At 74.8% G+C, this 19,579-nt stretch carries 11 protein-coding genes and 1 pseudogene; 2 read left to right on the plus strand and 10 right to left on the minus strand.

From position 1 onward, the window contains the following. Positions 1 to 200 precede the first annotated feature (200 nt). Genes AC27IY_RS07320 through AC27IY_RS07330 form a run of 3 tightly spaced genes read right to left on the minus strand, consistent with a single transcriptional unit; the run spans position 201 to position 2,490 of the window. Positions 201 to 728 (minus strand): hypothetical protein, encoded by a 528-nt coding sequence (locus AC27IY_RS07320; RefSeq protein ID WP_487177489.1) that lies wholly within the window; start codon positions 726 to 728, stop codon positions 201 to 203. Further along, positions 725 to 901, minus strand: a complete 177-nt coding sequence (locus AC27IY_RS07325) for an acyl-CoA carboxylase epsilon subunit (RefSeq protein WP_423445979.1) — start codon at positions 899 to 901, stop codon at positions 725 to 727. Before AC27IY_RS07325 ends, AC27IY_RS07320 begins: the two co-directional genes overlap by 4 nt. Continuing rightward, positions 898 to 2,490 carry an acyl-CoA carboxylase subunit beta gene (locus AC27IY_RS07330; protein ID WP_487177490.1) on the minus strand — a complete coding sequence of 531 codons (1,593 nt, stop codon included), beginning with the start codon at positions 2,488 to 2,490 and terminating at the stop codon, positions 898 to 900. The genes AC27IY_RS07325 and AC27IY_RS07330 overlap by 4 nt, the downstream gene beginning before the upstream one ends. Positions 2,491 to 2,750: 260 nt before the next feature. Here AC27IY_RS07330 and AC27IY_RS07335 point away from each other — a divergent pair, with 260 nt between their 5' ends. After that, complete coding sequence (locus tag AC27IY_RS07335; protein WP_487177491.1) at positions 2,751 to 3,386, plus strand: 4'-phosphopantetheinyl transferase family protein; 636 nt, start codon at positions 2,751 to 2,753, stop codon at positions 3,384 to 3,386. An 18-nt stretch (positions 3,387 to 3,404) separates the two neighbouring features. On the opposite strand, the gene AC27IY_RS07340 is transcribed toward AC27IY_RS07335, so the two are convergent. Genes AC27IY_RS07340 through AC27IY_RS07350 form a run of 3 tightly spaced genes read right to left on the minus strand, consistent with a single transcriptional unit; the run spans position 3,405 to position 17,319 of the window. Continuing rightward, positions 3,405 to 4,400, minus strand: coding sequence for a threonine ammonia-lyase (locus AC27IY_RS07340; protein ID WP_487177492.1), 996 nt, complete (start codon positions 4,398 to 4,400; stop codon positions 3,405 to 3,407). Then, positions 4,397 to 12,601: a non-ribosomal peptide synthetase/MFS transporter gene (locus AC27IY_RS07345; protein WP_487177493.1), complete on the minus strand. Its 8,205-nt coding sequence runs from the start codon at positions 12,599 to 12,601 to the stop codon at positions 4,397 to 4,399. The genes AC27IY_RS07340 and AC27IY_RS07345 overlap by 4 nt, the downstream gene beginning before the upstream one ends. Then, complete coding sequence (locus AC27IY_RS07350; RefSeq protein ID WP_487177494.1) at positions 12,598 to 17,319, minus strand: amino acid adenylation domain-containing protein; 4,722 nt, start codon at positions 17,317 to 17,319, stop codon at positions 12,598 to 12,600. The genes AC27IY_RS07345 and AC27IY_RS07350 overlap by 4 nt, the downstream gene beginning before the upstream one ends. Positions 17,320 to 17,589: 270 nt before the next feature. Here AC27IY_RS07350 and AC27IY_RS07355 point away from each other — a divergent pair, with 270 nt between their 5' ends. Then, positions 17,590 to 17,784 carry a hypothetical protein gene (locus tag AC27IY_RS07355; protein ID WP_487177495.1) on the plus strand — a complete coding sequence of 65 codons (195 nt, stop codon included), beginning with the start codon at positions 17,590 to 17,592 and terminating at the stop codon, positions 17,782 to 17,784. 6 nt (positions 17,785 to 17,790) lie between these two features. Here the strand turns inward: AC27IY_RS07355 and AC27IY_RS07360 are convergent, their stop codons facing one another. The 4 genes and pseudogenes from AC27IY_RS07360 to AC27IY_RS07375 form a co-directional block, all read right to left on the minus strand. Continuing rightward, positions 17,791 to 18,420, minus strand: coding sequence for a hypothetical protein (locus AC27IY_RS07360; RefSeq protein ID WP_449955128.1), 630 nt, complete (start codon positions 18,418 to 18,420; stop codon positions 17,791 to 17,793). A 38-nt stretch (positions 18,421 to 18,458) separates the two neighbouring features. Further along, positions 18,459 to 18,704 carry a hypothetical protein gene (locus AC27IY_RS07365; RefSeq protein ID WP_449955249.1) on the minus strand — a complete coding sequence of 82 codons (246 nt, stop codon included), beginning with the start codon at positions 18,702 to 18,704 and terminating at the stop codon, positions 18,459 to 18,461. Positions 18,705 to 18,811: 107 nt separating this feature from the next. Beyond that, positions 18,812 to 18,937, minus strand: a pseudogene (locus AC27IY_RS07370) (helix-turn-helix domain-containing protein); the annotation flags it as partial. A gap of 165 nt (positions 18,938 to 19,102) precedes the next feature. After that, complete coding sequence (locus tag AC27IY_RS07375) at positions 19,103 to 19,549, minus strand: hypothetical protein (protein ID WP_449955126.1); 447 nt, start codon at positions 19,547 to 19,549, stop codon at positions 19,103 to 19,105. Positions 19,550 to 19,579: the final 30 nt, after the last annotated feature.

Consider the following 19,579-nt stretch of genomic DNA (forward strand, 5'->3'; position numbering starts at 1 on the left):
GAGTTCAGGCTAAGCCGGGGCCGCGCCCCAGATGTACCCCTAGCCGCCCCTAACGTCGGGGCCGGTCGGCCTATGGTGGCGTTCAATAAGTCGCTCTCTTTCCAGCGGGTTTACGCGGGGATTTCGCGGCATTCGAGCCGCCTTTCATGAGCAGGGCTCACCAGACCGGCGCGCGGCGCCGCCGGCGGTTGAACGAGTGGCTACGACCCGGCGCTCTCGGTCAGCGGGTCCACGTTCCACTGCGCGGGCAGATCGTCGCCGCAGAAGACGCAGACGAAGTCGCCCTCGCGCACGATGTTGTGCTCCTGGCACCCGGGACAGCGCCGGAACACCACCTCGTGGGTGAAGCCGGACGGACGCCCGACCCCTGCGCGATCGAGGGCCTGGGCGACCGACGGCCATGAGCTGACGTCCGGGCAGTACCCGGTCGAATGGTTGCTGACGTCGCCCACGACCCATCGGCCCGCCTCGCGGGCGAAGCCGATCTCGCCGGCGCTCAGGACCGGTCGTCCGCCCGCGCAGGCCACGTGCTCGCTGCGTCGCGGGGCCAGCAGCAGCACGCCGTCCGCGCCGACCACGAAGGTGAACGGCTCGGCCAGCTCGGCGGCGGAACGCCCGGCGACCCAGCCGTCGAAATCGGCCGCCGAGCCGATCCGGCGGCCGCCGCTGCCGGGCCGGACCGCGGCCTTCAGCTCGGCCGGTCCCACGTACCGGTAGCTCCGCCTCACACTGTCATCCGTCCGGCCGCAGGGGGCCGCGGGAGGTCCCCCGCCTGGATCCAGGGAGCCGTACGGCGGGCCGGGCGCGGCGGGGCGGCGGCGGCGCGCAGCCGGAGCGCGCAGATCAGCGCGCAGATCTCCTCGGCCGTGGGCGCTCCGGCGAGCACTTTGATCTCGTTCACATCGGTGGGTTTCCGTGCTTGCGGTAGGGCGGGGGCACGTGCTTGGCACGCAGCAGTTCGAGCGCCCGGCCCAGCCGCGCCCGGGTGTCGCGGGGGTGGATGATGTCGTCCACCAGGCCGCGTTCGGCCGCGTAGTAGGGGTGCATGAGCGCGCGGCGGTACTCCTCCACCCGGGTGACCCGCTGCTGCTCAGGGTCGGGTGAGGAGGCGATCTCCCGGCGGAAGATGACGTTCGCCGCGCCTTCCGCGCCCATCACCGCGATCTCGTTCGTGGGCCACGCGAAGGACATGTCCGCGCCGATCGAGCGGGAGTCCATCACGATGTAGGCGCCCCCGTACGCCTTGCGGACGATGACCTGGATGCGGGGGACGCTGGCCGCGCAGTACGCGTACAGCAGCTTGGCCCCGTGCCTGATGACGCCGCCGTGCTCCTGGTCGGCGCCGGGCAGGAAGCCCGGGACGTCGACCAGGCTGACGAGCGGGATGTTGAAGGCGTCGCACATCTGGATGAAGCGGGCGCCCTTCTCCGAGGCCGCGATGTCCAGCACGCCCGCCAGATGGGACGGCTGGTTGGCCACGATCCCGATCACGTGACCGCCGAGCCTGCCGAGCCCGCAGATGAGGTTGGGCGCCCAGCCCTGGTGGAACTCGAAGAACTGGCCGTCGTCGACGATCTCCTCGATGACGGCCGCCATGTCGTAGCTCTGCGCGGGGTCGCTCGGGACGAGGTCCACGAGCGGGTCGTTGGGGCGGTTCACCGGGTCGGCGCTGGGGGCGACCGGGGGCAGCTCCTGGTTGTTGGGCGGCAGCATGGAGAGCAGGAAGCGTACGTCCTCCAGGCACATCAGCTCGTCGTCGTAGACGAAGCCGGCCACGCCCGAGCGGGTGCCGTGGACCCCGGCGCCGCCCAGCGCCTCGCGGCTGATGTCCTCGCCGGTCACGGCCCGCACCACGTCGGGTCCGGTGATGAACATCTGCGCCGTGCCCTGCACCATGAAGACGAAGTCGGTGAGCGCGGGCGAGTAGGCCGCGCCTCCCGCGCAGGGTCCGAGCATGACGCTGATCTGCGGGACGACGCCGGACATGCGGACGTGCCTGCGGAAGATGCCGCCGTAGCCGGCGAGCGCCGTCACCCCTTCCTGGATGCGTGCTCCCGCCCCGTCGTTGAGGCCGATCAGCGGCACCTTGGCGGAGGCGGCCAGATCCATGACCTTGTGGATCTTGTCCGCGTGGGCCGCGCCGAGCGCGCCGCCGAAGATGCGGAAGTCGTGGGCGTACACCATGACGTCCTGCCCGTGCACCTTCCCCCACCCGGCGACGACCCCGTCGGTGTACGGCCGCCGGGCCTCCAGCCCGAAGCCGGTGGCGGTGTGCCTGCGGAACGGTTCGACCTCGACGAACGATCCCGGGTCGAGAAGGGCGTCCAGGCGCTCCCGTACGGTCAGCTTGCCCGCGGCGTGCTGCTTCTCGGTGGCCACAGGATCCGGCCCCTGGATGATGCGGTCCCGCACCAGCTCGAGTTCGGCGATCCTGTCGCGCATGGTTTCCTGCGGCAGCTGGCTCACAGGAGTCGGCGCGGTCTTGCTCATACAACCCCCACCGTGAAAAGCCAGTGAAATGAATATCGGCAACGCCTGCCAGGCGGACATTACGGGGAGTGCTGAAACAGGCCAACCCCTAACCATTAGGGGTGTCCCGGCGGTGGCGGTCTTCCGTATCGTCCCTCATGTCGGCTAGAGGAACTGTGCCGCCAGGAGGGTACGCGAACAATGACCGCCACTGATCGGAGTTCATGGGCGGCGTTTCAGCCCAGCCTCAGCACATTCGACGCGACTTATCGTTCTTTCTCATGATAGAGGACCTCATGCCGCCCGGCGTGATCGCCGCCGAGGTCTTCGCCGACCCACCGGACGCGGCGCTGTTCCCGGAGGAAGCGGCTCTGGTCGCGCGGGCCGTGGAGGCACGGCGGACCGAGTTCACCACGGGACGCCACTGCGCCCGTACGGCCCTCGCCGGCCTCGGACTGCCGCCAACGCCGATCCTGACCGGACCACGCGGCGAGCCGCTGTGGCCCGACGGCGTGGTGGGCACCATCACGCACTGCCGCGGCTACCGCGCGGCCGCGGTGGCGCGCACTCCGGACGTCCTCAGCATCGGCATGGACGCCGAGCCACGCGAGCCGCTGCCCCCCGGAGTCCTGGACGCCATCGCCCTGCCCCAGGAGCGCACCTGGGCGGAGAACGCCCAGGAACGGGGCCGCCTGCTGTTCACCATGAAGGAGTCGGTCTTCAAGGCGTGGTACCCGCTCACCCACCGCAACCTGGGCTTCGACGAGGCCGAGATCATCGTCAACGACACCGGCACGTTCACCGCGAAGCTGCTGGTTCCCGGCCCCGTCGGCGAGTTCACCGGCCGATGGACCGTCTCGGACGGCTTCGTGGCCAGCGCGATCGTGTGGGGCACGAACACGCCGTCAGGCATGTGACTGTCGTCGAGGGCAGGGTCAACTGACTTCCTGGATCCGGCCGGCCGGCCGCACCATCGGCCCCTCCCCGGTCGGTGCGCCGGTTGCGACGTTGCCGCCGGAGAGGACCGCGACCACGGGCCCCGGCGGCAGGTGTGCCCGGTGGGCGAGGTAGGCGGCCGTGGTGACCGCGCCGCTGGGCTCGGCGCGTTCCCCCAGCTCCCGCCAGAGCAGGCCGGCGGCGGCGTCGATGGCGTCCTCGGTCACGGTCACCATGTCGTCCACGTACCGGTGGATGTGCTCCCACGCCAGGGCCCCCAGCACCGGGCCGCGCAGGCCGTCGGCCCGGGTGCGGTAGGTCAGCTCCACCGGCCACGCCGTCCGCGTGCCGGAGCGGAAGCTGGCCGCACCGTCGGCGGCCAGCTCGGGCTCGACGCCGATCACCCGGATCGCCGGGTCGGCGGCCTTGACCGCCACGGCGACCCCGGCGAGCAGGCCGCCGTTGCAGACGGGCACCAGGACGGACCCCGCGTCCGGCAGGTCCCGGCCGATCTCGGCCCCGGCGCTGCCGTGCCCGGCGATGACGTCGAACGCGTCGGAGCCGATCACCGTCGCGCCGAACCGTTCGGCCAGCGCCAGGCAGGCCTCCTCCCGCAGGGCGGGCGGCACGATCACCACCTCGGCGCCGAGCCGGCGCGCGGCGCTCACCTTCAGCTCCGGCGCCGTGTCCGGCAGGACGACGGTCGCCCGGATGCCCTGTTCGGCGGCGGCGTAGGCGATGGCCTGGGCGTGGTTGCCCGACGACTGCGCGATCACGTGCCGTACGCCCTGCCCGGCCAGCCGGACCACGGCGTTGACCGCGCCGCGCACCTTGAACGAGCGGGTGGGCTGCCGGTTCTCCGGCTTGACCCAGAGCCGTTCGCCGGGCAGCCGCAGCAGCGGCGTGCGCCGCACGTACGGGGCGATGCGCTCGCCCGCCGCCCGGATGTCGGCGGCGGTGACGAGCCTCGTGCTCACTGCGAGTTCCGTGTTCACGCGCTCAGCACCCTCTCCTGAATGGCGTCCAGGTCGGCCGCGGCCTCGGACGGCGGCGCGGCGTCGGGGACGAGGTCCTCCAGGTGGTGCAGCGGCCGGTACCGCAGCCCCAGCAGTCCCCACACCACCAGGAACACGCCGCTGGCCAGCAGCACCGCCCCCGCGCCTCCGCCGGGACCGTCGGTGAACCGCCCGGCCCACTCCGCCAGCGGATCGGCGGCGAGGAAGCCGATCGGCTGCATGGCCGTGGCGATCATGATGTTCACCGCGAGCACCCGCCCCTGCAGCTCCGGCCCCACCTTGACCTGGATGATCGAGAGCCAGTGCGCGTTGCCGATGCTCATGCACGCCAGCCGGATGAACAGCCCGGCCGCGACCAGCCACACGACCGGCCACACGCCCATGAGGATCACGCCGAGCCCGGACCCGGCCACGAAGCCGATCATGCCGGTGGCCCGCCGCCGGGTGCCGCCCCACACCAGCACCACGCCGGTGCCGAGGGCCGCGCCGACACCGCCGATGGCGGTCACCGCGCCCAGGTCCGCCGAGTCGCCGATGGACAGCACGACCGGGGTGACGAGCACCCACATCAGCGCGGTGCAGAAGTTCACCACCGCGAAGTAGAGCGCCATCACCAGCAGCGGCCGCCGCCTGCGCAGGAACCGCCACCCGCCGGTGAGCGCCGCCGTGAACGTCTCCTCGCGCCGGTGGAACAGCCGGTCGGGGAAGCGCACCAGCAGCAGCGTCACGACGCCGACCGCGAACGTGGCCACGTCCACGGCCACCACCGCCGACAACCCGAACAGGCCGATCAGCGCGCCGCCCGCGAGCGGCGCGACCACGTTGCCCACGCCGAAGCCCACGTTCGCCAGCGCGTTGGCCTGCGGCAGGTACGGTTTCGGCACCAGCTGCGCGACCGCCGCCAGCCAGGCGGGCTGCTGGAACGCCGACACGACCGAGGTCACGCCCACGATGAGGCAGACGTTCCAGAACTCCAGCCCCCCGGTGGTCAGCAGCAGCACCAGCGCCACCATGGCGAGCCCGGACAGCGCGTCGCAGGCCAGCATGATCTTGCGCCGGTCCACCCGGTCGGCCAGCGCGCCGCCCAGCGGGGTGAGCAGCACGGCCGGGATCTGCGCCAGCATCGTGACCAGCGCCAGGTCCAGGATCTCGCCGCTGCGCTGGTAGGCCCACACGCCGAGCGCGAACGAGCTCAGCGCCGTGCCCAGCGCCGAGACGATCTGCCCGCTCGCGACCGTGTAGAAGGGCCACAGCCGCGTACGTTCGGGTGGTCGCACCGGTTCCGGCAGTGTTCCGGCCGCCCAGCGGGTCAGGTGCTCCAGCACGAGGGCGGCCAGCGGCTCGGCCTGGTGGCGCAGGAAGTAGTGGCCGGCCCTGGGCAGCACGGCCCGCTCCACCCGTGGCGCGAACGCCGACCACTCGGCGTAGCGCTCCTCGTGCAGCTCGGTGGCGCGGTCGCGCTCGCCGACCAGGCTGAGGATCGGGGCGCGCAGCGGCGTCCCCTCGCCGGCCAGCTCCTGGCTGAACCACTCCTGCGCCTGGTCGGCGTCGTGCCGCATGGCGCGTACGGCGGTGCGCTTGGCGGCCTCGTCCATGTCGTCGAGCAGCCCGCCCGAGGCGCGCAGCGCGTCGCGGAACATCCGGTCCGACACCCAGCGGTCGCCGCCGAACAGCCGCCTGATCGCGCCGGGCAGCCGGGCCGCGGGGAAGCTCGCGGCGGCGATCACGCCCAGCACGGGCACGCCGTCCGCCTCCAGCCGGCGCGCGAGCGCGACGGCGGGCGCCGAGCCCACGCAGTGGCCGTAGATCGCGACCGGGCCCGACGCGCTCTCCGCCACCTCGGCGGCCAGCACGTCCACCAGCTCCTCCAGCGGCAGCGGCGGCTCGTCGGGGCGGGCGGGGTCGTGGCCGGGCAGTTCGGCCGAGAGCACCTCCACCCGGTCGCCGAGCGCCTTGGCCAGCGGCTGGTACACCGCCGCGGACCCGCCGCCGTACGGCACGCACACCAGCGTGAACTCGCTGGTACGGCCGCCGCCCAGGCGGTGCAGCAGCCCGCCGCCGGCCTCGCGCCCGAGGAACGCGGCCAGCTCGGCCACGGCGGGCCGGGTGAACAGGTCGATCACCCGCAGGCCGCGGCCGATCTCCTTGACCGCGCGCACCGCGGCGAACGAGTCGCCGCCGAGGGCGAAGAAGTCGTCGCCCGCCCCCACCCGCTCGACGCCGAGCACCTGGGCGAAGACCCCGGCGACCAGTTCCTCGTTCGGGGTCGAGGGCGCCGCGTACGCGGCCTGCTCCGCCACCGGCTCGGGCAGGGCGGCCCGGTCGATCTTCCCGTTCGGGTTGAGCGGGAGCCGGTCGAGCGCCACGACGTGCGCCGGCACCATGTAGTCGGGCAGCCGCTCGCGCAGCGCCGAGCGCACGGTCGCGGCCTCCACGGTCGCGGGCGTCACCCACGCGGCGAGCTGCCTGGCCTTGCCCTCGCCGACGGGCAGCACCACGGCCTCGGCGACCTGCGGCAGCGCCCGCAGCGCGGTGGTGACCTCGCCCAGCTCCACGCGGTAGCCGCGCACCTTGACCTGGTCGTCCACCCGGCCGCGGAACTCGATCCGCCCGTCGGAGGTGACGCGCAGCAGGTCGCCGCTGCGGTAGCAGCGTCCCTCCCCGGTCAGCGGGTCGGGGACGAACCGCTCGGCGGTCAGCTCGGGCCGGCCGATGTAGCCGCGGGTGACGCCGGGGCCGCCGACCACCAGCTCGCCGGGCACGCCGGGCGGCACCGGCCGCAGCGCGGCGTCCACCAGGTGCCCGTACACGCCGGGCAGCGGACGGCCCAGCGGCACGATGCCGGTCCGCCGGTCGGCGGGGATCTCCTCGGTGTCGCACACCAGGCAGATCATCGTGGACTCGGTGTGGCCGTAGTGGCTCTGGATCCTGAGCCCGGGCCGGGCGGCCCTGGCCCGCTCCACCAGGTCCCACGGGCACGCCTCGCCCGCCAGGATCAGCAGCTCGCGCGGCAGCACGGCGGCCAGGTCGCCGCCCGAGGCCAGCAGCTCCAGGTGGCTCGGCACGCACTTGACGACGTCCACCTGGTGCTCGGCGAGGTAGCCGGCGAACGCGGCCGGGTCCATCGCGGTCTCGCGCGGCACCAGGTGCACCGTCCCGCCCGTGGTCAGCGCGCCGAACACGCAGGTCAGACCGAAGTCGGCGGCGGGCGTGGAGACCACGGCGAACGACCCGCCGGGCACGCCGATGCGCGGCAGCATGCCGCCCAGGTAGTTCAGCACGCCGCCGTGCTCGGCGGCCACCGCCTTGGGCGTGCCGGTGGACCCCGACGTGAAGATCACGTGGTGCAGGTGCTCGGGACGTACGTCGACCTCGGGGCGGGTGTCCGGCAGGGACGGCGGCCGGTCGAGCGTCAGCACCCGCCTGCCGTCCCCGATGAGGTGCGCGAACTCGCCCACCGTCACCACGGCCCGCACCCCTGCGGCCTCCAGCATCGCGGCGATCCGCGCCGCCGGGTACGCCGGGTCCATCGGCAGGTAGCCGCCGCCCGACTTCTGGATGCCGAACAGCGCGCACGCCAGGTCCGCGCCCGGCTCCAGCAGCACGCCGACCGGCTCGTCCGCGCCCACCCCGGCCTCCAGCAGCCAGTGCGCGATCCGGTTGGCGGCCGACTCCAGCTCCGCGTACGTCAGGGCGCGGTCGGCGCCCACCACGGCCGGGGCGCCGGGAGTCTCGTCCACCCAGCGCTCGATCAGGTGGTGCACCGCCCCGGCGGCCGGCTCGGGCGGCGGCCCGCCGGCCACGACCGGGCCGGTCACCGGCTCCAGCGGCACCGCGCCCACCGGCGCGTCCAGGTCGGCGAGCAGCCCGTCGAGCAGCGCCGTGTACCAGCGGGTCAGCTTGGCCGCGGTGCCCGGCTCGAACAGGTCGGTCCGGTAGGCGAGCCCGCCGCGCAGCGGCACGCCCGGCCCCTCGTCGACGACGTGCCAGCTCAGGTCGAACTTGGTGGTCAGCTCCGGCAGGTGGATCTCGGACGCCTCCAGGCCGGCCAGCTCCGGCCGCGCCACGCCGGAGATGTAGTTGAGCATCACCTGGAACAGCGGCGTGGCCGCCAGGTTCCGCTCCGGCCGCAGCCGGTCCACCACCCGGTCGAACGGCGTGCCCGCGTGCGCGAGCGCGCCCAGCGCGGACTCCCGCGCGCGGGCCAGCAGGTCTCGCCCGGTCGGGTCGCCGCCCACGTCGGTCCGTACGACGACGGTGTTGAGGAAGCAGCCCACGACGCCTTCGGTGTCGGGGTGGTCGCGGCCGGAGACCGGCACGCCGACCGCGATGTCCGCGCTCGCCGACAGCCGGGCCAGCAGCGCCTGCAGCCCGGCCAGCAGCACGATGAACGGCGTGGACCGGTAGGCGGCGGCCACCGCCCTGACGCGCTCGCTCAGCCCGGCCGGCAGCTCCAGGTCGAGCGCGGCCCCGCCGGGGTCGGGCACCGCGGGGCGCGCCCGGTCTGTGGGCAGGTCGAGCACCGGCGGCAGGCCGTCCAGGTGCCCGGCCCACCAGTCCAGGTCGGCCGGGTCGGGGACCGGCGACACCTCGGCGTACTGCGCGGGCGGCGGGTCGAGCGGCGGGCGCAGGCCGAGGCGGGCGGCGTACAGGCCGGACAGCTCCGACAGCAGCAGGCCGCGCGTCCACGCGTCGGTGGCGATGTGGTGGAAGGTGAGCGAGAGCACGTGCTCGTCGTCGGTCCCGGGCTCGCCCGCAGTATCGTCGACGGCGAGCAGCACCGCCCGCATCGGCGGCTCGCGGTCCAGCGCGAACGGCGTGGCCAGGTGCGCGGCCAGCACGTCCTCGACCTCCGACCGGCCCACGTGCACGGTGGACACGGGCACCTCGGCGGCGTCCCGCACCACCATGACCGGCTCGGGGCCGGAGTCGTCGATCACGCCGCGCAGCACGTGGTGCCGCTCGGCCAGGTCGCGTACCGCGCCCAGCAGCGCCTCGGCCCGCAGCGGGCCACGCAGCCGCAGCGCCACCGGCACGTTGTAGGCGCTGCTGTTCGGTTCGAGCTGCGCCAGGAACCACAGCCTGGCCTGCACCCCGGACAGCGGCACCGGCCCGTCCGCCGGCGCGCGCCGCACCCGCGCGGCCTCGGCCGGGCGGGGGAGCGCGGCGGCCAGGTCGGCCAGCACCGGGTGCTCGAACAGCAGCCGCACCGGCACCGCCGCGCCCAGCCGCTCCCGCAGCCGCCCGGCCACCCGGGTCGCCGCGAACGAGTGCCCGCCGAGGGCGAAGAAGTCGTCGTCCGCCCACACTTCCGCGAGGCCGAGCACGTCGGCCCAGACCTCGCCCACCAGGCGCTCCGCCGGAGTGCCCAGCGGCACCCGCACCGCGGGCCCTGCCTCGGGCACGGGCAGCGCGGCCCGGTCCACCTTGCCGTTCGGGGTGAGCGGCAGCGCCTCCAGCACGCCGATGGCGGCCGGCACCATGTAGTCGGGCAGCCGCTCGCGCAGCGCCGCCCGCACCTCGGCCGCGTCCACCGTCGCCGGGGTCACCCAGGCGGCCAGGCGCCGCTCCATGCCGGCGCCGACCGGCTGCACGTACGCCTCCGCGACCTGCGGCAGAGCCCGCAGCGCCGCGGCGACCTCGCCCAGCTCGACGCGGAAGCCGCGCACCTTCACCTGGTCGTCGATCCGCCCCAGGAACTCGACGATCCCGTCCCCGGTCACCCTGACCCGGTCGCCGGTGCGGTACCAGCCGCCGGTGAAGCGTTCCGCGGTGAGGTCGGGGCGGCCCAGGTAGCCGCGGGCCACGCTGGGCCCGCCGATCCACAACTCGCCGGGCACGCCGGGCGGCAGCGCCCGCCCGGACGGGTCGGCCACCCGGCACGCCACGTCGGCCAGCGGCCGGCCCAGCGGCGCCCGGCCGGGGGAGCTCTCGCTCGCGTCGCAGGCCAGCACCGACACCGTGGTCTCGGTGGGGCCGTAGTGGATCTGCACCTCCAGGTCCGGCCGCGCCTCACGGACCCGCGCGACCAGGTCCGCCGGCACCGCCTCACCGGCGAGGATGAGCAGCTTCTCCGGTAACGCGGCCGTGCCGAGGAGTTCGAGCTGGCTGGGCACCATCTTGATCGCGTCCACCGGGTGCGCCGCCAGCCGGGCGGCGAACGCGGCCGGGTCGGTGGCCGTCTCGTGGTCGATCAGGTGGAGGGTGGCGCCCGTGGTCAGCGCGCACCACACGTTCGTCATGCCCAGGTCGGCGGCGGCGGTGGAGACCAGCGCGTACGAGGTCAGCCCCGAGGGGACCACCTCGGCCACCGCGCCGAGATAGTGCGTGATGTGCCGGTGCTCGACCGCGACCCCCTTCGGCCGCCCGGTCGAGCCCGAGGTGTAGATCACGTACGCCAGGTGCTCCGGCCGCACGGCCACCCCGGGGCGTACGCCGGAGGCGTCCGCGGCGGCGGCCAGCTCGGCGTCCGTGAGCACGAACCGCGCCCCTGCGTCGGCCACCACCGCCTGGTTGCGCCGCTCCGGATAGACCGGGTCGAGCGGCAGGTAGGCCGCGCCCGCCTTGAGCACGCCGAGCATGGCGACCACCAGCTCGGGCCGCCGCTCCAGCAGCACGCCGACCGGCTCCTCCGGCCGCACCCCGCTCGCCAGCAGCCACTGGGCCACCTGGTTGGCGCGGCGGTCCAGCTCCGCGTAGGTCAGCGAGTCCGCGTAGGTCAGCGAGCCGACCGCGACCGCGTCCGGGCGGGCGTCGGCCACCCGCTCGACCAGCGTGTGCAGCGGCACGTCCACGGGCAGGTCCGCGTCCCGGCCGCGCAGGTCGTCGCCGGCCGGCAGCCGCACCGGCGCGTGCGGGTCGGTGAGCATGCCGTCCAGCAGCTCCAGGTACCAGGCGGCGAGGCGGCGCACGGTGGCCTCGTCGAACAGGTCCGTACGGTAACGCAGCTCGCCCGCGAACCCGGTGCCGTCGTCGCCGAGCTCCAGGTTCAGGTCGAACTTCGCGGTCGGCGCCTCCGGCGACCCGGTCTCGACCTCCAGCCCTGGCAGCGACACCGGCGCGCCGGTGTCGTAGACGTTGAGCATCACCTGGAACAGCGGCGTGACCGCGAGGTTCCGCTCCGGCTGCAGCCGCTCCACGATCCGCTCGAACGGCGTGCCGGCGTGCGCGTACGCGTCCAGCGCCGCCGTGCGCGCCCGCGCCAGCAGCTCCGCGCCGGTCGGGTCGCCCGAGGTGTCGCCGCGCACCACCAGGGTGTTGACGAAACAGCCGACGACCCGCTCGGCGTCGGGATGGTGACGGCCCGCGTGCGGCACCCCGATGGCGACGTCCTCGACGCCGGACAGGCGGCTCAGCAACGCCTGCAACCCGGCCAGGAACACCATGAACGGTGACGTCCCCGCCACCGCGCGCACCTTCGCGGCCAGCGGCGCGGGCACCTCCACCGGGACCGCCGCGCCCTCCCATCCGGGCACGGACGGGCGCGGGCGGGCGAGCGGCAGGTCGAGCACCGGCGGCAGGCCCGCCAGGTGCCCGGCCCACCAGTCGAGGTCGGTGTCCGGCCGCCCGGCCTCCCACGCGGCCACGTCCGCGTACTGCAGGGCGGCGGGAGCGGGCGGCGGCTCCAGGCCGAGGCGGGCGGCGTACAGGCGGGCGAGATCGTCCAGCAGCACGCGTTCCGACCAGGCGTCGGTGGCGATGTGGTGCAGGGTGAGCGCGAGCACGCACGCGTCGCCCGCGAGCCGGAACACCGTGGCCCGCAGGGGCGGCTCGGCGTCCAGCCGGAACGGCCGCCAGGCGTGCGCGGTCAGCTCGCGCTCCAGCTCCGCCGGGTCCACGTCCACCACGGGCACCGGCACGGCGGCGACGGGACGCACCCGCCCGTCCTCGATGACGCCGCGCAGGACCCAGTGCCGCTCGGCCAGGTCCGCCACCGCGCCGGTGAGGGCGGCGACGTCCACCGGGCCGCGCAGCCGCAGCGTCAGCGGCACGTTGTAGGCGGGCGTGTCCGGTTCGAGCTGGGCCAGGAACCACAGCCGCTGCTGCGCCGGCGACAGCGGCATGTCCGTGGCCGACGTCGCCGGGATGCCGGGGGCGGCGGCCTTCTCGTTCTGCTTCAGCGCGGCGGCGAGCCTGGACCGGACGAGTTCGGCGATCCGGTCCTCACGTACTTCGGTCATCCCTCGTTCCCCTCCATCAGATCGGCGGCCAGCAGCTCCTCCAGCGCGGCGGCGAAGTCGGCGAGCACCGGGCGGTCGAACAGCAACCGCACGGGCACGGCGAGCTGCAACATCTCGCGCAGGCGGGCGGCCACCCTGGTCGCGGCGAACGAGGCCCCGCCGAGGGCGAAGAAGTCGTCGCCGGCCCAGACCTCGGGCCGTTCGAGCACCTCGGCCCAGACGGCGGCCACCAGGCGCTCGGCGTCGGTGGCCGGCGCGACCCGCGCCGGGTCGGGGCCGGTGTCCGGCTCGGGCAGCGCGGCCCGGTCCACCTTGCCGCTGGACAGCGTGGGCAGGGCCGGCAGGGCGACCCAGCGGCGCGGCACCATGTGGCCGGGCAGCCGGGACCGGGCGTGCCGCTCGATCGCGGCCAGGTCCGCCGTCTCGGGCGCGACGTAGCCGACCAGGTGGGCTTGCGCGTCCGTGCCCGCCACGGTCACCGCGGCGTCGGCGAGCTCGCGCAGCACGGCCTCGATCTCGCCCAGCTCGATCCGGTAGCCGCGGACCTTCACCTGGTGGTCGCGGCGGCCGTGGAACTCCAGCGTCCCGTCCGGCCGCCAGCGCACCAGGTCGCCCGTGCGGTAGCACCGGCCGCCCGGCGTGAACGGGTCGGCCACGAAGGCGGCCGCGGTCAGCTCGGGGCGGCCCCGGTAGCCGCGGGCCACTCCGGCGCCGCCCAGCAGCAGCTCGCCGACCGCGCCCGGCGGCACCAGCCGCAGCCGCGCGTCCACCACGTACGCCCGCTCGCCCGGCATCGGCGACCCGATCGGCACCCGGTCGGCCTCGTGGGCGCGCACCCGGTGCAGCGTCGAGGTGACGGTGGTCTCGGTGGGACCGTAGGCGTTCCACAGCTCGCCGACGCGGAGCAGGATCTGCTCGGCCAGCGCCGGGTCCAGAGCCTCGCCGCCGGCGACGGCGCGCAGCGCCGGGCCGCCCGCCCAGCCGGCCGCGACCAGCATCCGGTACGAGGTCGGCACCAGGTCGATCACCGTGGCCCCGCTCGTGGTGATCAGCTCCGCCAGCGCGTGCCCGTCGGCGGCCGTGGCCCGGTCCACCACCACCGACGTGCCGCCGGCGGTCAGGACGCTCCACAGCTCGGAGGCCGAGGCGTCGAAGCTCAGCGGCGCGACCGCGGGCTGCACGTCGGCCGGGCCGAGACGGAGCGTCGAGATCATCCCCGCCACGAGGGCGGCCAGGCCGCCGTGGGTGACCTCGACGCCCTTGGGGGCGCCGGTGGAGCCGGAGGTGTAGGTGAGGTACGCCAGGTCGTCGGCGCGGACCTCCGGCAGGTCCGCGCGCGGACCCGCCGCGAGCCGGTCCGCGTCGAGCGCCACCGGCCCTGCTTCCGTGGGCGTTTCGCCGCGCGTGAGCACCACGCGGGCGCCCGCGTCCTCGGTCAGCAGGCGCAGCCGCTCGGCCGGGTGGTCCGGGTCCAGCGGCAGATACGCCGCCCCCGCCCGCCACACGCCCAGCAGCACCGCGGGCAGCATGTGATCGCGCGGCACGCGGACGCCGACCACGTCGCCCCGCGACACCCCGTGCGCCAGCAGCCCGGCCGCGATCCGGTCGGCGCGGTCGTTCAGCTCGGCGTGGCTCAGCGTGACGCCGTCCGGGCCGACCACCGCCGTGCCCGCCGTGTGCGAGGCGAGCGCCGCCGGCACCGGCGGCAGGTCGTCGGGCAGCCGCGGCCCGGCCGCGCGGGCCAGCAGCGCGGCGCGCTCGTCGGGGGTGACCGGCTCGAACGCCGCGATCACCAGGTCCGGCTCGGCCACCGCCCGCCGCAGCAGCCACAGCAGCCGGTCCAGGTACGCCTCGGCCGCCTCCCTGCCGAGCAGCGCGACCGCGTACTCCAGGTGCAGCTCGGCGCCGGCGGCCGTCCGGTTGACGAGCACGCTGAACTCGTGCACCGCCGCGCCCGAGCCGACCTCGGTCAGCAGTTCGAGGCAGCCGGCGCGCACCGGCACCTCGGCGTGCTGCATGGCCAGCAGCACCGGGGCGCGGGGCAGGTCGGCGGGCGGGACCTCCTGATGGACCAGCGCCCGCGTGCTGGCCTCCCCGGCCTGCCTGACCAGGTCGCGGAAGGTCGGCGCGGCATCCGTCCGCAGCCGTACCGGCACCGTGTCGATCAGCGGTCCGACGATCCGGGCCAGCTCGGGCTCGGCGCGCCGCGCCGCGACCATGCCGATCAGCGTGTCGGGCTCCCCGGCGGCCAGGGCGAGAGCGGCCAGGTACACCGCGAACGGGGTCGTGCCGCACGCGCGGGCCAGCGCGGCCACGCCGTCCGTGAACTCCTCGGGCAGCGGCCTGATCACCCGGCCGGTCGTCAGGTCGCCGGGCGGCGGCCCCGCCACCGGCGCCCCCTCCAGCTCGGTGCGCCAGAACTCCCGCAGCCGCGCGAGGTCGGCCCGGCCCTCCTGCTCGCGCGCCGCCACGTCGCCGAGCTGCACCGCCGGCTCGGCGACGGGCTCACCCGCCAGCTCGGCGGCCAGCTCCTCCATCAGCACGCCGACGGAACCGCCGTCAAAGGCGAGGTGGTCCGTCACGAGCACCAGCTCGGCCACGTCGTCCCCTGCCGGGCACAGGCTCGCGCGCAGCAGCGGCACCTCGTTCGTCACGTCGAACACGTGCTCCGCGGCGGCCCTGGCCACCTTCACCGGGTCGGCGCCCGCCGGGTGCTCGACCAGGGGGACGGCGACGGGCGGGTGCACGACCGCGTACGGGACGCCGTCCTCGCCGACCGAGACCGTGCTGCGCAGGGCCTCGTGCCGGCGCAGGATCGCGTCGAGCGCCGCGCGCAGCGGCGCACTCCCGCCGAGGCCGCGTACGCGGAGCCGTACCGACACGGTGGTGACCGGGCTGTGCGGGTGCAGCTGGCGCAGCGTCCAGAACTCGCGTTGCGCGGCGGTGAGCGGGTGCCGGGTCGCGCCGGTCCGCCGCACCGGCGCCGATCCCGGCTCACGCAGGCGCGCCGCGAGGCCGGCCGCGGTCGGCTCGGTCAGGAACGCCGCCAGCGGCACGGTGTGCCCGAGCCGCCGTGACAGCTCGGTCACCACCCGGGCGGCGGCCAGCGAGTGCCCGCCGAGGTCGGCGAACCGGTCGTGCACGCCCACCTCCGGCAGGTTCAGCACGTCCGCGATGACCTCGGCCACCTGACGCTCGTCGTCTGTCCGCGGCGCGACCGGCGCCTCGCTCCCCGTACGGGCGGCGCGCAGCTTGGGCAGGGCCGCGCGGTCCACCTTGCCCATCGGGGCGATCGGCAGGTCGGCGGTCACGCCGATCCTGGCCGGGACCAGGTGGTCGGGCAGGCGGTCACGCAGCCAGTCGCGCAGCTCGGGCTCGGTCACGCCGGAGGCCGCCACGTGGGCGGCGAGGTAGGCGATGCCGTCGTCGTCGGTGTCCGCCAGCACGACCGAGCGGTGCACGGCGGGGTGGCGGTCCAGCGCCGACTCGACCTCGCCCAGCTCCACCCGGTAGCCGCGGATCTTGACCTGGTCGTCGGCGCGGCCCACGTAACGCAGCAGGCCGTCCACCCACCGGACCAGGTCGCCGCTGCGGTAGACGCGGGTGCCGTCCGGCTCGGTGCGGAACGCCTGCGACTCGTGGCCCAGGTAGCCGCGGGTCACGCCGGGCCCGCCGATCCACAGCTCGCCCACTTCTCCGTCGGCGACCGGCCTGCCGTCGGGGTCGCGCACGCTGAGCAGCGCGTTCGCCATCGGCCCGCCCAGCGGCGGGTCGTCCTGGGAGTCGCGGCTCACCTCATGGATGGTGCAGCCGGTGGTGCACTCGGTGGGGCCGTACATGTTGAGCACGCGGCGTACGCCCGGGTTGGCGTACATGCGGGCGACCAGGGCGGCGGTCAGCCGCTCGCCGCCGGACAGGATCATGCGCACACCGTCCGGCAGCGGCTCGCGCAGCAGCACCGACAGCGCGGACGGGACACCGAAGACCGTGCGCACCTCGTCGCGGGCCGGCAGCGTCGGCAGCGACAGCACGTTGTCCGCCATGATCACGGTCCCGCCGGCGCAGAGCGGCGTGAAGATCTGCGTGATCGAGGCGTCGAAGCAGATGGAGGAGCCGGCCAGCATGCCGCTCAGCTCCTCGGCCGTGTAGGCGGACGCCTCCCAGCGCACGAAGTTGAGGGTGTTGCGGTGCTCCACGACCACGCCCTTGGGGCGGCCGGTGGAGCCGGAGGTGTAGATGACGTACGCGGCGTCGCCCGGCTCGCCGGCCACCTCGGGCCCGCGCGCCGCGGGCGTCGTGTCGTCGACGAGCACGGTGCCGGCGCCGGTCAACGCCGCGGTGTCGCGCTGCGCCGCCGAGGTGACCACCACGCCCGCGCCGGAGTCCTCGGCCATGAACCGTAACCGCTCCGCCGGATAGGCCGGGTCCAGCGGCACGTACGCCGCCCCCGCCTTCAGCACCCCGATCAGCGCGGGCACCAGCCACTCGTCGCGGCTCAGGCAGATCCCGACCAGGTCGCCGCGTCCGACACCCCTCGCGACCAGGGCGTCGGCGACCCCGTTGGCCATGCGGTCGACCTCGGCGTAGGTCAGCCGGCTCGTGCCCGCGACGACGGCCACACGATCGGGCGTACGCCGGCACTGCGCCTCCACGGCCTCGTGGAGGCGGCCGGGCGAGTCGGTGAGAGGACGGTTCGCGCCCGTCACATCCGTGTTCATGTGTCCTCTTTCCAGCAGCAAAGGTCGAACGTGCCCGGGCGAGGTCGTCGCTGGGCGCGCGAGGTCGCGCGGGCGGCTCACCGGCGCGTGGTCGGCGCGTGCGTCCGCGGCGCGGGTCTTCTCCGTGGGGTCATCTGCTCGCTTCGCAAAGGATCATTATCCTCCGCAGATCAGCATCAATGACCCGGCTTGCTACTGACTTGGAACCTGCTTGATCTTGCTTGCAGGAGAGGTCAGGGCGAGCCCGGCGAGCTGTGCTCTGCTGGTCACATGGAGCTGGGGAAAGGCCCGGTAGAGGGGGTAGCGGGCAGTTTTCTTGTTCCGTTCCCTGCGCAGCCGCTTGCCGTAGAACTGGCCGCCGTCGCGACCGTGCTCGGGCTGCTCGGCCTCTGCTGTGTTCTCGCGGTGCTGGCGGCCGTGCTGGCCGCCGCCCGGATCAAGGCGGTGGCGATGCCCCGGGCCTGAGCGGCTTCAGGCGCAGACCGAGGGCAGCGCGCACACCTTGGCCGCCATACGGGCGGCGGTCTTGCGCAGCGCCTTGACGGCGCGGGCGCGGGAGCGGCCGAGGGTCTCCTGGTCGCCGGTGTAGACCATCAGCGCGCGGCCCTTGCGGGCGACGATGCCCGACAGCAGGGGCGTCCATTCCTTGTTGAGCTTGTCGTACATCATGAGGTGCATCAGCGCGGCCTCATCGCCGACCCGCGTGGGGCTCACGACCCAGCGCGTCCTGCCGTCGCCGGTCCAACTGTACGGCTTTCCGTCCGGCTGGGTCCGGCACCGGCGGGCGTCGGCGAGGAGGGTGCGCAGGGCGGTTCTGGCGGCGCCGGCGCTCCGGTGGACGAGGAGTTGCTCGCTGGAGTGGGAGGGCGCGCTGGTGCCGTGGACGACGGTGCGCACGGCCGAGCGGCCGGCCGGCGAGACGCGTTTGCGGCCGCAGGGGTTGATCGTCAGGGGAGCGCTCGTCTTGTCGCTGATGCGCCACCAGCTCTCGGCCCTGTCGTCCTCCGACTGCGGGGCACGGGCGGCCTTCTCGGTCAGCAGGAAGTTGTCGGGGATCTGGACGGGGCCGAGGGCCAGCGCCGCCACCAGGAGCGTGATCATGTCACGTTGGATGCGGCAAGTGCCGGAATTGTTCGGAGCTACCCGGTGAGCGCGGCGCGGAGCCCGAACCAGCCGATGGCGGCGACGAGCGCGACCTGCAGCAGATATCCGATCACGGTGACCGCGTGGTTGAACGCCGGCAGCCCCGCGAACACGACGACGTACCCGATCCCCGCGATCGACAGCCCGCGCGGCATCGTCCTCGACAGCAGCGTCCCGACGAGCGCGACCAGCACGCCGAGCGCGATGGCGAGCTGGGTGCCGACGATCGCCGGGACGAGCACCGCATCAGTGCTGACACCTCATTCGTGTCGTGCCTGGTCACATGGTCCAGCCAGACGCGTGCGGCCTGCACGCGGCGGTTCGTCCCGGGCACCTGCCTGAGCCCGAGCTTGACGAAGATCGCGCGCAGATGGGCGTCGACCGTGCGCTCGGAGACGACGAGCTGGGCCGCGATCCCGGCATTGCTGCCGCCCTCGGCGAGGACGGCGAGCACCTCCGACTCGCGGGGGGTCAACCTGGGGACCGTCGCCGCCTGGGGACGTTCGTCCGGAGCCGGCTGCTCCTCGTGGACCAGGATGCGGGCGAGCCGTCCCGTCCCAGGCGCCGAGCGGTTCGAGCGTCGTCCGCCAGGACTCCGGCGCGATGGTCGGCAGGCCGGTGAACGGATCGCTGGGGGTCGTCAGCAGGGTGTTCGCGACCGTGACCGCGGCGACCGCCAGGACGAGGCCCCGGTGCGTCCATGGCGCCCGCCCCGGCATCGGATCGCCGCCGACGCGGTGAGCTGCATGAGCGCGAGCGGCGGGATCCACGCCGAACTCCACAGCGCGACCGCGACCGCGGCGGTCGGGTGGTCGGCCGCGACCGCCTGCACCGCCCACGCGGCCAGGACGAGGTAGGCCAGCAGGGCGAGGCAGAGCCAGGACGCGAGCCGGCCGGCTCTCCCGCCGCCCGCCGCCCGCCGCCCGCCGCCCGCCGCCGTGAGCCGGGCGGCGGCGACGGCCGTGCCGGTGGAGGCCGCCGCCAACGCGAGCACGCCCACGGGGTCGGTCGGGAAGCCGTCGTCGCCCGCTGGCCGGAGCGCGAGCAGGGCGGACGCCGCGACGGCCGCGGCGGACCCGGCGGCCACGGGGAACGCCCGGCCCGTCAACGTCGGCAG

This window comes from Nonomuraea sp. B208 (assembly GCF_057536035.1).